The organism is Saccharothrix sp. CCNWYY140 (genome assembly GCF_037401995.1).
Lineage (GTDB): Bacteria > Actinomycetota > Actinomycetes > Mycobacteriales > Pseudonocardiaceae > Actinosynnema.
Genome location: NZ_JBBEGC010000024.1, coordinates 32,547 through 47,235, shown reverse-complemented (window position 1 = coordinate 47,235; position 14,689 = coordinate 32,547). Strand labels below are relative to the sequence as shown.

The 14,689-nt window shown below is 71.0% G+C and carries 12 protein-coding genes; 8 read left to right on the top strand and 4 right to left on the bottom strand.

Features of this window, described 5'->3' with window-relative positions:
• The first annotated feature begins 36 nt into the window (after window positions 1-36).
• The 3 genes from WBN91_RS14430 to WBN91_RS14425 are packed head-to-tail and all read left to right on the top strand — an operon-like array spanning window position 37 to window position 2,979.
• Window positions 37-1,356: an OFA family MFS transporter gene (locus WBN91_RS14430; RefSeq protein ID WP_337723566.1), complete on the top strand. Its 1,320-nt coding sequence runs from the start codon at window positions 37-39 to the stop codon at window positions 1,354-1,356.
• Entirely contained in the window at window positions 1,353-1,457 is a 105-nt protein-coding gene (locus WBN91_RS39165) for an MFS transporter small subunit (RefSeq protein WP_443217723.1), read from the top strand. Before WBN91_RS14430 ends, WBN91_RS39165 begins: the two co-directional genes overlap by 4 nt.
• 10 nt (window positions 1,458-1,467) lie before the next feature.
• Window positions 1,468-2,979 (top strand): phytoene desaturase family protein, encoded by a 1,512-nt coding sequence (locus tag WBN91_RS14425; protein ID WP_337723567.1) that lies wholly within the window; start codon window positions 1,468-1,470, stop codon window positions 2,977-2,979.
• Between the two features lie 14 nt (window positions 2,980-2,993).
• Here the strand turns inward: WBN91_RS14425 and WBN91_RS14420 are convergent, their stop codons facing one another.
• The 4 genes from WBN91_RS14420 to WBN91_RS14405 all read right to left on the bottom strand — a co-directional run bounded on the left by WBN91_RS14420 (window position 2,994) and on the right by WBN91_RS14405 (window position 7,675).
• Window positions 2,994-3,503 carry a hypothetical protein gene (locus tag WBN91_RS14420; RefSeq protein ID WP_337723568.1) on the bottom strand — a complete coding sequence of 170 codons (510 nt, stop codon included), beginning with the start codon at window positions 3,501-3,503 and terminating at the stop codon, window positions 2,994-2,996.
• 31 nt (window positions 3,504-3,534) lie between these two features.
• A complete protein-coding gene (locus WBN91_RS14415) occupies window positions 3,535-4,128 on the bottom strand; it encodes a DUF2238 domain-containing protein (protein ID WP_337723569.1) in 594 nt (197 codons plus the stop codon).
• A gap of 21 nt (window positions 4,129-4,149) precedes the next feature.
• On the bottom strand, window positions 4,150-6,441 hold the full coding sequence (locus tag WBN91_RS14410) for an FdhF/YdeP family oxidoreductase (RefSeq protein WP_337723570.1): 2,292 nt from the start codon (window positions 6,439-6,441) through the stop codon (window positions 4,150-4,152).
• A 226-nt stretch (window positions 6,442-6,667) separates the two neighbouring features.
• Window positions 6,668-7,675: a hypothetical protein gene (locus WBN91_RS14405; RefSeq protein ID WP_337723571.1), complete on the bottom strand. Its 1,008-nt coding sequence runs from the start codon at window positions 7,673-7,675 to the stop codon at window positions 6,668-6,670.
• 137 nt (window positions 7,676-7,812) lie between these two features.
• Between WBN91_RS14405 and WBN91_RS14400 the strand changes: the two genes are divergently transcribed.
• The 5 genes from WBN91_RS14400 (at window position 7,813) to WBN91_RS14380 (ending at window position 14,624) form a co-directional block, all read left to right on the top strand.
• The gene (locus tag WBN91_RS14400) at window positions 7,813-10,443 is read left to right on the top strand and encodes a valine--tRNA ligase (protein ID WP_337723572.1); all 2,631 of its coding nucleotides are present in this window, start codon (window positions 7,813-7,815) and stop codon (window positions 10,441-10,443) included.
• Window positions 10,440-11,798 carry a bifunctional tetrahydrofolate synthase/dihydrofolate synthase gene (gene folC, locus WBN91_RS14395; RefSeq protein WP_337723573.1) on the top strand — a complete coding sequence of 453 codons (1,359 nt, stop codon included), beginning with the start codon at window positions 10,440-10,442 and terminating at the stop codon, window positions 11,796-11,798. The genes WBN91_RS14400 and folC overlap by 4 nt, the downstream gene beginning before the upstream one ends.
• Window positions 11,795-12,193, top strand: coding sequence for a DUF4233 domain-containing protein (locus tag WBN91_RS14390; RefSeq protein ID WP_337723574.1), 399 nt, complete (start codon window positions 11,795-11,797; stop codon window positions 12,191-12,193). The genes folC and WBN91_RS14390 overlap by 4 nt, the downstream gene beginning before the upstream one ends.
• Window positions 12,193-13,032, top strand: coding sequence for a hypothetical protein (locus tag WBN91_RS14385; RefSeq protein ID WP_337723575.1), 840 nt, complete (start codon window positions 12,193-12,195; stop codon window positions 13,030-13,032). The genes WBN91_RS14390 and WBN91_RS14385 overlap by 1 nt, the downstream gene beginning before the upstream one ends.
• 68 nt (window positions 13,033-13,100) lie before the next feature.
• Window positions 13,101-14,624 carry an alkaline phosphatase D family protein gene (locus WBN91_RS14380; protein ID WP_337723576.1) on the top strand — a complete coding sequence of 508 codons (1,524 nt, stop codon included), beginning with the start codon at window positions 13,101-13,103 and terminating at the stop codon, window positions 14,622-14,624.
• Window positions 14,625-14,689: the final 65 nt, after the last annotated feature.

Sequence of the window (14,689 nt, the reverse complement as noted above, 5' to 3'; positions counted from 1 at the left end):
CGTGAGCCACCAACCAGGTTACGGAGGTGTCGGCCAATGGGTTCCCGGGTGGGTTTCCTCGACCGCTCTCGGACCATCGCCCCACCCGACTGGAACCGCTGGCTGGTGCCGCCGGCCGCGCTGTCGGTGCACTTGGCGATCGGGCAGGCCTACGCGTGGAGCGTCTTCAAGCCGCCTCTAGAGGGCGCTTTGCACCTCACCGGCACCCAGAGCGCCCTGCCCTTCCAACTCGGCATCGTCATGCTCGGCCTGTCGGCGGCGTTCGGCGGCACCCTGGTCGAGCGCAACGGGCCGCGCTGGGCCATGTTCGTGTCCGCGACCTGCTTCTCGTCCGGCTTCCTGATCTCGGCGCTGGGCGCGTGGACGCAGCAGTACTGGCTGGTGGTGCTGGGCTACGGGTTCGTCGGCGGCATCGGCCTGGGCATCGGGTACATCTCGCCGGTGTCGACGCTGATCAAGTGGTTCCCGGACCGGCCGGGCATGGCGACCGGCATCGCCATCATGGGCTTCGGCGGCGGCGCGTTGATCGCCTCGCCGTGGTCCGCGCAGATGCTGGAGTCGTTCGGCAAGGACCACACCGGCATCGCGCAGACGTTCCTCACCCACGGCCTGGTGTACGCGGTGTTCATGTCCGTGGGGGTGCTGCTCATCCGCGTGCCGCCGACCGTGGCGGAGCAGAAGGTGACCCGGTCGGTCGTCAACGTCTCCGCGCGCAACGCCTTGCGCACACCGCAGTTCTGGTGCCTGTGGGTCGTGTTGTGCTTCAACGTGACCGCCGGCATCGGCATCCTGGAGAAGGCGTCGCCGATGATCCGCGACTTCTTCGCCGAGACGTCGACCCCGGTCGCGGCCGGCGCCGCCGCCGGTTTCGTCGCCCTGCTCTCCCTGGCCAACATGGTGGGCCGGATCACGTGGTCGTCCACATCGGACCTGGTGGGCCGCAAGAACATCTACCGCCTGTACCTCGGCGTGGGTGCCCTGACCTACTTGGTGCTCGCGCTGGCGGGCAACGGGTCCAAGGTGCTGTTCGTCGTGTGCGCCATGCTGATCCTGTCCTTCTACGGCGGCGGTTTCGCCACCATCCCGGCCTACCTCAAGGACCTGTTCGGAACGTACCAGGTGGGTGCGATCCACGGTCGCCTGCTCACCGCGTGGTCACTGGCCGGCGTCCTGGGTCCGCTCATCGTCAACGCCATCGCGGACAGCCAGAAGGCCGCGGGCAAGGCCGGTCCGGACCTGTACACGACGTCCCTGTACATCATGATCGCCCTGCTGGCGGTCGGTTTCGTGGCCAACGAGCTGGTGCGCCCGGTGGCCGCCCGGCACCACGAGCCGGAACTGGAGGTGGCCCGGTGAGGCGTGGCCTGGTGGTGTTCGCGTGGCTGTGGGTGGGCATTCCGCTCGCCTACGGGTTGGTGGAGCTGATCCGCAAGGTGACGGCGCTGTTCACCGGCTAGGGTTCCCGGCGTGGACTCCTACGACGTGGTGGTGGTCGGCGGCGGGCACAACGGCCTGGTCGCCGCGGCGTACCTGGCCCGAGCCGGCCGTTCGGTGCTGGTGGTGGAGAAGCGCGACCACGTGGGTGGCGCGGCCGTGAGCGAGCAGGTCTTCGCCGGCGTCCCCGCCCGCCTGTCGCGCTACGCCTACCTGGTGAGCCTGCTGCCCGACCGCATCGTCGACGACCTGGGCCTGCGCGTCGACCTGCGCTCCCGCGCCGTCTCGTCCTACACCCCGGCGGGCGACCTCCTGGTGGAACGCACCCCCGGCCCGGCGACCGCCGCGTCCTTCCGCGCCTTGACCGGCTCGGACGAGGAGTACGAACGCTGGCAGCGCTGGTACGCCGACCTCGAACTCCTGGCCGGCGCCCTCGCGCCCACCCTCCTGGAGCCCCTGGTCTCCCGCGACCACGCCCGCATCCGCGTGGACGCCGTGGCCAGGATGCGGTTGTGGGAACAGGTCTTCGAACGTCCGCTGGGGGCGACCCTGGAGGAGCTGTTCACCAACGACATCGTGCGCGGTGTCGTGGCCACGGACGCCCTGATCGGCACCCACACCTCGCTGCACGACCTCCGTGCCAACCGGTGCTTCCTGTACCACGTCATCGGCAACGGTTCGGGGGAGTGGAAGGTCCCGGCCGGCGGCATGGGCACGGTGACGGCGGAACTGGAACGCGTCGCGCGCGAGGCCGGGGTGGAGATCGTCACCGGAGCCGAAGTGTCCAGAGTGGACGCTGATGGCAAGACCGCCGAGGTCGAGTTCGACGGCCGCACGGTGGGTGCGCGGTTCGTCCTGTCGAATGTCGCGCCTTCGGTCCTGGACACCTTGCGCGGCAAGGAGTCCAGCAGCGCGGAGGGTTCACAGCTCAAGGTCAACATGCTGCTGGAACGCCTGCCCCGGCTGAAGTCGGGCGTGGACCCCGCGGTCGCGTTCGCCGGCACGCTGCACGTCGACGAGTCGTACAGCGAGCTGGAATCGGCCTACCGGCAGAGCGCGGACGGCAAGGTCCCGGACGTCCTGCCGGCCGAGCTGTACTGCCACACGCTGACCGACCCGTCCATCCTCGCGCCGGACCTGGCCGAGCGGGGCCGGCACACGTTGACCCTGTTCGGCCTGCACACCCCGGCGAGCCTGTTCACCGACCCGGACACGCGCGACCAGGTGGTGGCCCGCTACCTCAAGGCGCTCGACGAGCACCTGGAGGAGCCCATCGAGGACTGCCTGGCCCGCGATGCCGACGGCAAGCCGTGCCTGGAGGCCCGGTCACCGCTGGACCTGGAGGCCGAACTGGGCCTGCCGGGCGGCAACATCTTCCACGGCGACCTGGCGTGGCCGTTCGCGGAGACCGAGGACGAGGTGGGTCGCTGGGGCGTGGAGACGGACGTGGCGAACCTGTTCGTCTGCGGCGCCGGGGCGCGTCGGGGCGGTGGCGTGAGCGGGATCGGCGGCCACAACGCGGCGATGGCCGTGCTGGAGCGCTGACGGCCGGCGGTGCGCTAGAGCCGGTCGAACAGCTCGGTGACGAGCTTCTTCTCCTGCTCGAAGTTCGCCCCGGACGTCACCAGGACCTCGATGTCACCCTTGCGCGCGACCACGGTGTTCTGGACGACCTCGCCCGTGCCCAGCGTGCTGGTGTAGGCCTCGTCGAAGAACCCCGGCAGGTCGGTCACCGGCTGGCCGCTGTCGGTGAACCCCTTCTTGCCCTGGGCGAAGGCGTCGGCGTCCGACTCCCGCTGGAACCGCACCATCGTGTTCGCGCCGCCGCCTTCGTACTGGCAGACGACCACGATCCCGTTGACGGTCTGCTTGGGGTGCTCGAGGTTGAGCTGGAGCGCCGCCCCGACGACCTCTTCGGGGGCCTTTTCGCAGGTCAAACCGCCGCTGGCCGCCTGGGTCGTGCTCGTGGCGGTCTCGATCGACGTGGTGGTCGGTGCCGGGGCCGGAGGGGGAGCGGAGGTGCAGCCGGCCAGGACGAGCAGACCGGCGGCGACCAGAGCCTTCTTCATGACCTGGGGTTCGTCCGGACGGCCGCCGGCGTTACCCCGGTAGCGCCACCCGATGGGGGCGCAGGGTGGTGATGGCGACCGTGACCACCGCGCCCGCCAGCGCCAGAGCCATGTCCTTGTGCGCGTCCCACATGTCGCCCTGCTGACCGTTGTAAGCCTCGGCCAGGTCCGGCGCCAACGCCAGAGCGATGCCCCACTCGAACAACTCGTACACGGCACTGGTCGACACCACGACCTCCAGCGTCCGCAACCACCCCAGCCGCCGCACCACCACGCCGGCCAGGCACAGGCCGTAGAAGAAGTGCACCAGCCGGTCGAAGTGGTTGCGCTGCCAGGAGAACACCTCCGACAAGCGGAACCCGAAGAGCGCGTGCGCCCACTGGTCGTACGGCACGTTCGAGTACAGCCACCGCGCGGCGATGGTGTGCAGGGACAGGAACAGCAGCACCAGCAGCCACGACCCCAACGGCAAAGGCCACCGCCGCTGCACCCACGCCAGCGCCGCCAGCGCCACCACCGTCAACGACGTGTGCAGCGCCTGCTCGCCCGGCCACAACGGCTCCCACCACGTGGCCGCCACCAGCACGCCGAACACGCCGAGCGACCACCAGTGCCCCCTGCCCATGCGGCCGGACGCTACCGGCCCTCAGGCGTCGACGGGTTCCAAACGCACCACGATCGACTTCGACGTGGGCGTGCCCGACTTCTCCGCGGTGGAGTCCAGCGGCACCAGGGGGTTGGCCTCCGGGAAGTACGCCGCCGCGCAGCCCTTCGCCGTCGGGTACGACACCACCCGGAACCTCGGCGCCCGCCGCTCGGTCACGCCGGTCGGGTCGTCGGGCCACTCGCTGACCAGGTCCACGTACTGCCCGTCGCGCAACGCCAACTCCTCCAGGTCGGCCGGGCTCACGAACACCACCCGCCGCCCGTCCTTGACCCCGCGGTACCGGTCGTCCAGTCCGTAGATGGTGGTGTTGTACTGGTCGTGGCTGCGCATGGTCTGCAACAGCAGTCGCCCGGCCGGCACCCGCAACACCGTCAGCTCGCTCGCGGTGAAGTGCGCCTTCCCCGACCGCGTCCCCGTGAACTCGCGGGCGTCCCGGGGTGCGTGCGGCAACACGAACCCGTCCGGCTGACGCACCCGCGCGTTGTAGTCCGCGCACCCCGGCACGACCCGGGCGATCCGGTCGCGGATCAGGTCGTAGTCCTTCTCGAACTCCTCCCACGGCACGGGGTGCTCCGACCCCAGCACCGCCCGCGCCAACCGGCAGACGATGGACACCTCGGAGAGCAACTGGGAGGAAGCCGGTTCCAGCCGACCCTGCGAACGGTGCACCACCGACATCGAGTCCTCGACCGTGACGAACTGCTCGCCGGTGTGCTGGAGGTCGCTCTCCGTGCGGCCCAGCGTGGGCAGGATCAACGCCTCCCGCCCGTGCACCACGTGCGACCGGTTGAGCTTGGTCGACACGTGCACGGTCAGGTCGCACGACCGCATCGCCCGCTCGGTCACCCCCGTGTCCGGCGTGGCGGCGACGAAGTTCCCGCCCACCGCGAAGAACACCTTCGCCCGCCCGTCCCGCATGGCCCGGATCGAGTCCACGGTGTCGAACCCGTGCTCGCGCGGGACCGGCACCCCGAACTCCGCCTCCAGGGCGGCCAGGAACTTCTCCGGCATCTTCTCCCAGATGCCCATCGTCCGGTCGCCTTGCACGTTCGAGTGACCGCGCACCGGGCACAGCCCCGCGCCCGGCTTGCCGATCATCCCGCGCAGCAGGGCCACGTTGGCGATCTCCTTGATCGTGGCCACGGCGTGCTTGTGCTGGGTCAACCCCATCGCCCAGCAGAAGATCGTGCGCTCGGAGGACGCCAGCATCCGCGCCAGCAGCTCGACCTGCGCGCGGGGCAGCCCGGTGGCCAGGTCCACGGCGTCCCAGTCCAGCTCCCGCACGTGCGCGGCGTACTCCTCGAACCCGTCGGTGAAGCCGTCCACGAACTCGCGGTCCACGGCGTCCCAATTCAGCAGCAGGTTGCCCACGGCCTGGAACAGCGCCTGGTCCCCGCCCAGCCGGATCTGGAGGAACTCGTCGGCCAGCTGCGTCCCCGCGCCGACCAGGCCCCGCACGTTCTGCGGGTTCTTGAACCGCAGCAGCCCGGCCTCGGGCAGCGGGTTGACCGCGACGACCTTCGCGCCCGCCTTCTTGGCGTCCTCCAGCGCGGACAGCATGCGCGGGTGGTTGGTGCCCGGGTTCTGGCCCACCACCACGATCAGGTCGGCGCGGGCGAAGTCGTCGATGCTCACCGAGCCCTTGCCGATGCCCGTGGTCTCCGACAGCGCGGCCCCGGAGGACTCGTGGCACATGTTGGAGCAGTCCGGCAGGTTGTTCGTGCCGAACGACCGCACGAGCAGCTGGTAGAGGAACGCGGCCTCGTTGCTGGTGCGCCCGGAGGTGTAGAACACGGCCTCGTCCGGGCTCGCCAGCCCGTTCAGCTTCGAAGCGACCAGCGCGAACGCGTCCGCCCACGAGATCGGCTCGTAGTGCGTGCCGCCCTCCCGCAGCACCACCGGCTCGGTCAGCCGACCCTGCTGCCCCAGCCAGTAGTCGGTCTTGTCCGCCAGCTCGGCGACGGGGTGCGCGGCGAAGAACTCCGGACCGACCCGCCGCCGGGTCGCCTCCTCGGCGACCGCCTTCGCGCCGTTCTCGCAGAACTCGGCGAGCTTGCGGTGCCCCTGCGGCTCGGGCCAGGCACACCCCGGGCAGTCGAACCCCTCGCGCTGGTTGAGCAGCCGGAGCGTGGTGACGGTCCGCCCGACGCCCATCTGCTCGACCCCGCGCTTGAGCGACACGGCGACACCGGGCAGTCCGGCCGCCCAGGTCTTGGGTCCCGTGACTTCGATCCGCGACTCGTCGACGTCCTGCTGGGGAGGCTTGCTCATGGCCTCATTCTGCGCCAAGGGGGAGCGCTGGCGCGCCCCGCGCGAGCGCGCCAGCGCCTACCGCGATCGACCGGCGCCGGCCGGGGGACGCGGGACCGCTGTCACGGGCCCCAAGGGGTTGAGAACGGCCCGTGAATCCGGCGTCGTGTCCAGCGGCGATCCGGTTGATCAACGTCAATTGTGAGCGGCACCACAAGGGTGGGCATCGGCCGAACGGGTGACCGCCTCAGTCCCGGCACCCGTCCTCAGTGCCCAGCGGTTTCGTGTGGTCGAAGTAGTACCCCGGCTCGTGCTCGGCCGGGTCGCCGGACCGGCGGGCGGCTTCGCTGATCGAGGGCGCGAGGAAGCCCGCCTTGGACGCCTCGCACGCGATCGAGTAGTTGAAGCCCTGCGTCGCGCCCGCCCACAGGCCCTGGCTCTGGGCCCTGAACCGGTCGCCGGAGCGGACCAGGTAGTCGGCCTCGGTGCGGACGACCGCGACGATCTCCATCGGGTCCACCACGGGCAGCGCGGTGGCGAAGGCGTAGGCCACCACGTAGTTGGTGTGGACGACCAGTTCGCCCTCCTCGCCCGCTTCGGCCCGCATCGTCCCGCTCACCTTGGGCTCGACGGGCAGCAGGTGCTGTCCCTTGGCGACCCGGGTCACCACCGTGGAGGCGTCCGGGTCGTTCGTCCCGTCGAACCCCTCGCGGAGGTGGTCGCGCAGGTCCTCGGCGAACAGGTCGATGAAGGCGGTCACGTCGTGCCCCTCGACGGCCCTCCGGTCCAGCCGGGAGGCGACCAGCGCCTCCTTCGTCCGCTGGTAGGCGTCGGCGACCTGTTCGGCGGAGAACTCGCCCACCGGCTGCGCCTCGGGCACCACGATCCCGGCCTCGCCGTCCGCCCAGCCCGCCGCCGGCGTCCCCTCGAACGGCCGCTCGGGGTCCACCCGGAGCACGGTGCCCGGAGCCGTCGTGGTCGAGGGCGCGGCCGTGGACTCCGGCCGGTCGAACCAGCCCGCGCGGGCCGCGCCGAACGCCCCGCCCAACACCGCCACCACCGTGAGCACCGCCAGGACCGTGCGCCGGCGCTGTCGGGACACGACCGGTCGCGGGCTGTCGGACCCCAGCCGGGCACGCCACCGGCGCTTGCGCCGCGATGCCCGGCGGGCCTCTTTGCGCGCCCGCCGCTCGACCTCGCGCAGCCACTTCTCGTCGCGCAGGTCGGGGTGGTTGCCGATGTCGTCGATGTCCACGTGCCCCTCGCTCCAGTTCGAAGTCGTTCACTCGATCGGAGTAAGGCCGGCCGGCGTTAGCAGGCGCTCCGGCCCGCCCGGCGCGTTAGCAGGTATCTGGTTCGAAGTCGATACCCGCACCTCCGTAGACTTCGCTCGTGACTGAAACGCCCACCACCCCGCAGCGACCCGAACTCCCGCCGGCCTGGAACCCGGCCGAGGTAGAGGCCGGCCTGTACGAGCGGTGGGTCGAGCGCGGTTACTTCACGGCCGACGCGTCCAGCGACAAGCCGCCGTTCACCATCGTGCTGCCGCCGCCGAACGTGAACGGCAGCCTGCACATGGGCCACGCCCTCAACCACAGCGTCATGGACGCCCTCACCCGCCGCCGCCGCATGCAGGGCTTCGAGGTCCTGTGGCTGCCCGGCACCGACCACGCGGGCATCGCGACCCAGACCGCGGTCGAGCGCGCGCTGGCCGGCGAGGGGCTGTCCCGGCACGACCTGGGCCGCGAGAAGTTCGTGGAGCGGGTCTGGCAGTGGCGCGAGGAGGTCGGCGGCCGGATCCTCGGCCAGATGCGCCGGCTGGGCGACGGCGTCGACTGGGACCGCGTCCGGTTCACGATGGACGAGGGCCTGTCCCGGGCCGTCCAGACGATCTTCAAGAAGCTGTTCGACGACGGCCTGATCTACCGCGCCGAGCGCATCATCAACTGGTGCCCGCGCTGCCAGACCGCGCTGTCGGACATCGAGGTCGACCACTCCGACGACGACGGCGAGCTGGTCTCCATCCGCTACGGCGACGGTGACCGCTCGATCGTGGTCGCCACCACCCGCGCCGAGACGATGCTGGGCGACACGGCGGTGGCCGTGCACCCCGACGACGAGCGCTACCAGCACCTCATCGGCACCGAGGTCGAGGTGCCGCTGACCGGCCGGTTCGTGCCGGTCGTGGCCGACGAGCACGTGGACCCGAAGTTCGGCACGGGCGCGGTCAAGGTCACCCCCGCGCACGACCCGAACGACTTCGAGATCGGCCAGCGCCACGACCTGCCCGCGCTGACGATCATGGACGGCCGCGGCAACATCACCGCGCACGGCCCGTTCGAGGGCCTGGACCGGTTCGAGGCCCGGCCCGCCGTGGTCGCCGCCCTGCGCGAGCAGGGCCGGATCGTCGCCGAGAAGCGCCCGTACACGCACGCCGTGGGCCACTGCTCGCGCTGCGACACGGTCATCGAGCCGCGCCTGTCCATGCAGTGGTGGGTCAAGGTCGAGCCGCTGGCCCGCGAGGCCGCGGCGGCGGTCCGCGACGGTCGCACCACGATCCACCCGCCGGAGCTGGCCAAGCGCTACTTCGACTGGGTGGACAACCTCAACGACTGGTGCATCTCGCGCCAGCTGTGGTGGGGCCACCGCATCCCGGTCTGGTACGGCCCGGACGACAAGGTCATGTGCGTCGGCCCGGACGACGAGCCGCCGGGCGAGGGCTGGGTCCAGGACGAGGACGTGCTGGACACGTGGTTCTCCTCGGGCCTGTGGCCGTTCTCCACGCTGGGCTGGCCGACGCCCACCAGCGACCTGGCGAAGTTCTACCCGACCAGCGTGCTGTCCACCGGCTACGACATCCTGTTCTTCTGGGTCGTCCGGATGATGATGTTCGGCCTGTACGCGATGGACGGCAAGCAGCCGTTCGACCACGTCTTCCTGCACGGCCTGATCCGCGACCAGTTCGGCAAGAAGATGTCGAAGTCGCGCGGCAACGGCATCGACCCGCTGGACTGGATGGACACCTACGGCGCCGACGCCACCCGGTTCACGCTGCTGCGCGGCGCGAACCCCGGCTCGGACCTGGCCATCGCGGAGGAGTGGGCGGCCGGTTCCCGCAACTTCACCACGAAGCTGTGGAACGCCACCCGGTTCGCCCTGAGCAACGGGGCCAACGTCGAGTCGCCGCTGCCCGCGCGCGAGTCGCTGACCGACGCCGACCGCTGGATCCTGGACCTGCTGGACCAGCTGGTGTCCGATGTGGACGGCCAGTTCGAGCAGTTCCAGTTCGGCAAGCTGGCCGAGGCGCTCTACCACTTCACGTGGGACGAGTTCTGCGACTGGTACCTGGAGCTGGCCAAGGTCCAGATCGCCGAGGGCGGCGAGCGCGCCGAGTCCACCCGGCTGGTCCTGGGTCACGTGCTCGACGTGGTGCTGCGCCTGCTGCACCCGTTGACGCCGTTCGTCACCGAGACCCTGTGGACCACGCTGACCGGCGGCGAGTCCCTCGTCATCGCCGAGTGGCCCAAAGCCCACGGTGGTGCGCGGGACGAGGTCGCGGCGCAGCGGGTCGAGGGCCTGAAGAAGCTGGTCACCGAGATCCGCCGGTTCCGCTCCGACCAGGGCCTCAAGCCCGCGCAGAAGGTCGCGGGCAAGGTGCGCGGCGCGTGCTGCGTGGACCTGATCGACCAGGTCCCGGCGGTGCTGTCGCTGACCCGGATGACCGAGCCGGACGAGGGCTTCCAGGTGTCGGTGTCGCTGGAGGTCGGCCTGCCCAAGGGCACGGTCAAGGTCGAGCTGGACCTGTCCGGCGCGATCGACGTGGCCGCCGAGCGGAAGCGCCTGGCCAAGGACCTCGCGGTGGCGGAGAAGGAGCGGGCCCAGTGCGAGGGCAAGCTCGACAACCCCGCGTTCACCGACAAGGCGCCCGCCGAGGTCGTGGAGAAGATCAAGGGCCGGTTGGCCGCGGCCAACGCCGAGATCGAACGCATCCACGCCCGCCTAGAGACGCTGCCGCAGTCGTGACCGCGCCCGAGGCCCTGGAGGAGCTCCGCCAGGTCGAGGCGGAGCTGAACCAGCGCTGGCCGGAGACCAAGCTCGACCCGAGCGTGGACCGGATCAAGGCGCTGGCGGAGATCCTGGGCGACCCGCAGACGTCCTACCCGGTGATCCACATCGGCGGCACGAACGGCAAGACGTCCACGTCCCGCATGGTCGACGCGCTGCTCACGCGCGTCGGCTTGCGCACCGGCCGGTACACCAGCCCGCACCTCCAGCTGGTGACCGAGCGGATCAACGTGGACAACGCGCCGATCAGCCCCGAGCGCTACGTCGAGGTGTACCGGGACATCGAGCCCTACATCGGGATCGTGGACAGCCGGTCCGAGGTGCCGATGAGCAAGTTCGAGGTGCTCACCGGCATGGCGTTCGCGGCGTTCGCGGACGCCCCGGTGGACGCGGCGGTCATCGAGGTCGGCATGGGCGGCCGGTGGGACGCCACGAACATCGCCGACGGCAAGATCGCCGTGCTGTGCCCGATCGGCCTGGACCACACCGACTACCTGGGCGACTCGCTCGAGGGCATCGCCGAGGAGAAGGCCGGGATCATCAAGCCCGGCGCGGTGGCGCTGCTGGCCGAGCAGGACCCGGCCGTCGAACGCGTGCTCCTGCGGCGGGTGGCCGAGGTGGACGCCACCGTGGCGCGGCAGGGGTCGGAGTTCGCCGTCCTCCAGCGCGATGTCGCCGTAGGCGGCCAGGTGCTGCGGTTGCAGGGCCTGGGCGGGGTGTACGACGAGATCTTCCTGCCGCTGCACGGCGCCCACCAGGCCGCGAACGCCGCTCTGGCGCTGGCGGCGGTGGAGGCGTTCTTCGGCGCCGGCGCGGACCGGCAGCTGGACATCGAGGCGGTGCGCGAGGCGTTCGCGACCGTGGCCTCCCCGGGTCGGTTGGAGCGGGTGCGCTCGGCTCCGACTGTGCTGGTGGACGCCGCCCACAACCCGCACGGCGCGAAGGCGTTGGCTCGCGCGCTGGACGAGGAGTTCGGGTTCCGCAAGCTGGTCGCCGTCGTGGGCGTGATGGACGACAAGGACGCCGTGGGCATCCTGAGCGAGCTGGAACCGGTCGTGAACGAGATCGTGCTGACCGCGAACTCGTCGCCGCGCGCGATGGACCCGGACCTGCTGGCCGGGGTGGCGATCCCGATCTTCGGCGAGGACCGCATGGTCGTGCAGCCGCACCTGGTCGACGCGATCGAGGAGGCCGTGCGGCTGGCGGAGGAGGACGACGACGGCGGCGTGGTGTCCGGCGGCGGCGTCGTGGTGACGGGCTCGGTGGTCACCGCCGGCGAGGCCCGCGCCCTGTTCGGGAAGGCGCCGCAATGACCGAGCCGGCCCCCGCGCCCGTACCCGCGCCGAAGAAGGACCCGATGAAGTCGTTCCGGGGCGTGATGGCCGGGACGCTCATCCTGGAGGCCGTCGTCGTCGCCCTGGCGCTGCCGGTGGTCGCGAACCTCGGCGGCGGGATCGGGACGGGCACCGGTTACCTGGTGCTGGGGCTGATCGTCGCGCTGATCGGGACCTGCGCGGTGTTGAAGCGGCGGTGGGCGGTGGCGCTCATCGTCACCGTGCACGTGGTCATGGTCGCGTCGTGGTTCGCCATGACCGCGCTGGGTGCGATCGGTGTCCTGTTCAGCCTGGTGTGGGTGTACCTGCTGTGGCTGCGCCGGGACGTGGCCAAGCGCATGGCCGAGGGTCGGCTGCCGAGCCAGCAGTCCTGATGACCGTTCCGGGGGACGACACCACCACAGCTTGGGCTCAACGCGTCGACGCCCTGGTCGCCGCTCGCCGAGTGCCGTGCCTGCCCGCCCTGCCGGCGGACGTCCGGTCCCAGGTCGTCGTGCCGGCGGACCGCATGGGCGTGGACGAGTTCTTCGCGGTGGCGGTGCGGGTGGGTGCGACCTTGCTGTACCGGGAGGTCGAGGTGGTGACCCCGGAACACCTGAGCGGCGGGCCGTGGAACGTCCTGGAGGGCGGGACGACCGACGACCTGGTGGCCGAGCCCGAGGCGTACGTCGGGCGCGCGATGTCCGTCCGGGTCGGGTTCGCGCACCAGGGTGTCGTGCACACGTGGGTGGCGATCGCGCCTTGGCGTGCGGCTTTGCGGCGGGCGGCGGAGGAGCTGGCCCGGATGGCGCTGTGGCCGGAGGAACGTGTGGCGGCGCTGGCCGCGCAGCTCGCCCAGGAGCCGGAGTTGCGCCTGCTGCAACCCGGCTACAGCCCTTCCGCGGTGGAGCGGAGGCTGGCCGATCACGAGGTCGTGGGGCCGTTCCTGGCCTCCGACCAGGACCGGCCGGGCGCGGCGAAGGCCGTGGGTTTGGCCTGGGAGCAGGTCGAGCGGGAGCGGGCGGCGGTCGAGGAGCGGATGCGCGAGCGGCTGGGGGAACTGGCCGAAGGGCTGGCGTTCGACCCGGAGTTCCTGGCGCACGACCTGGTGGGGGACCGGCGCAGGGACGCGGAGCGGTTCCTGTTCGACGCCGGCGGCGGGTACACGCTGTCGCGGACGATCATCGCCGAACTGGAGTCCCGCGCGCGGAAGCTGCGGCCCAAAGCACCCTGACGGCGGTGTTCCGAGGTCGTAAGGGCCTTGTTCACCCCGCATTCGTATCCGGCGGCTACAAACCGGCCATGAGCGAAGGTGGAATGAACCGGCGGACGCTGCTGCGCGCCGGCACGGTCGGGGTCGCGGCGGCGTTCGTGCCCGGGGTGGCCCTGGCGCAGAGCGGTCGACCGGTGTTGACGCACGGCGTGCAGACCGGGGACGTGACGTTCGACGGCGGTCTGGTGTGGACGCGGGCCGACCGTCCCTCGCGGATGGTCGTCGAGATCTCGCGGGACGCCGACTTCCGGCACGTCCGCACGGTGCGCGGCCCGGTGCTGACCCCGGAGACCGGTGGCACCGGCAAGGTCCGGCTGCGCGGGTTGCCGCCCGGCCGTGAGGTGCACTACCGGGTGATCGCCGAGGACCTGGACGGGCGGGCGCGCAGCGAGGCCGCCACCGGCACCTTCCGCACGGCGCCCCTGGGCAACGAGGGCGTCCGGTTCGTCTGGTCCGGCGACGTGGCGGGCCAGGGCTGGGGCAGCAACCCCGACCTCGGCGGCATGCCGCTGTTCGGCGCGATGGCCGCCCGCCGCCCCGACTTCTTCATCAACAGCGGCGACACGGTCTACGCGGACAACCCGCTCAAGGAGACCGTGACCCTCCCGGACGGCCGGATCTGGCGCAACGTCGTCACGCCCGAGAAGCTCAAGGTCGCCGAGACCCTCGACGAGTACCGCGGCCAGTTCGCCTACAACCTGCTCGACCCGATGTACCGCGAGTTCGCCTCCCAGGTGCCCATGTTCGTGCAGTGGGACGACCACGAGGTGGTCAACAACTGGTACCCGGGCGAGATCCTGACCCTCCCGCAGTACACCGAGAAGCGGGTGGACGTGCTGGCCGCGCGGGCCTTCCAGGCCTTCCACGAGTGGCAGCCGATCGACCCCCGCCAGGCCGTGGACGGCCGCGTCTACCGGAAGTTCTCCTACGGCCGGCACGTCGACGTCTTCATCCTCGACATGCGCTCCTACAAGGACGCCAACACCTCGTCCCGGACCGACCCGGGTCACGTGCTGGGCGAGCAGCAGGCGCGCTGGCTGGTCCGCGAGCTGGACCGGTCGAACGCCACCTGGAAGGTCATCGCCGCGGACCTGCCGATCGGCCTGACCGTGCCCGACGGCACCGACATCGAGGGCGTCGCCAACGGCCTGCCGGGTGTGCCCGGTGGCCGCGAGCACGAGCTGGCGTGGGTGCTGCGGGAGCTGAAGAAGCGGCGCGTGCGCAACACGGTGTGGTTGACCGCGGACGTGCACTACACCGCCGCGCACCACTACTCGCCGGAGCGTGCGGCGGTCGGCGACTTCGACCCGTTCTGGGAGTTCGTGTCCGGTCCCGCACACGCGGGCGCGTTCGGGCCGAACACGCTGGACCCGACCTTCGGCCCGGAGGCGGTGTTCGTGCACGCCCCGCCGGCCGCCAACACGTCCCCGCTGGACGGCTTCCAGCACTTCGGCGAGGTCGAGGTGTCGCGGGACGGCGAGCTGACGGTGTTCCTGCGCGACCTCAAGGGCGTCTCGCTGTGGTCGAAGACGCTCCAGCCCGAGCGCCGTTAGTTTCTGCAAGAGTTTGCAGGCTCTGACCTCTTGTTAGACCAAGATTGTCGTGGTTTTGTGAGCCC

Coding starts and splice junctions, on each gene's coding strand:
- WBN91_RS14415 (WP_337723569.1), bottom strand. CDS start 4,128: ATGGGCAGGGGGCACTGGTGGTCGCTCGGCGTGTTCGGCGTGCTGGTG.
- WBN91_RS14430 (WP_337723566.1), top strand. CDS start 37: ATGGGTTCCCGGGTGGGTTTCCTCGACCGCTCTCGGACCATCGCCCCA.
- WBN91_RS14410 (WP_337723570.1), bottom strand. CDS start 6,441: ATGAGCAAGCCTCCCCAGCAGGACGTCGACGAGTCGCGGATCGAAGTC.
- WBN91_RS14380 (WP_337723576.1), top strand. CDS start 13,101: ATGAGCGAAGGTGGAATGAACCGGCGGACGCTGCTGCGCGCCGGCACG.
- WBN91_RS14420 (WP_337723568.1), bottom strand. CDS start 3,503: ATGAAGAAGGCTCTGGTCGCCGCCGGTCTGCTCGTCCTGGCCGGCTGC.
- WBN91_RS14390 (WP_337723574.1), top strand. CDS start 11,795: ATGACCGAGCCGGCCCCCGCGCCCGTACCCGCGCCGAAGAAGGACCCG.
- WBN91_RS14385 (WP_337723575.1), top strand. CDS start 12,193: ATGACCGTTCCGGGGGACGACACCACCACAGCTTGGGCTCAACGCGTC.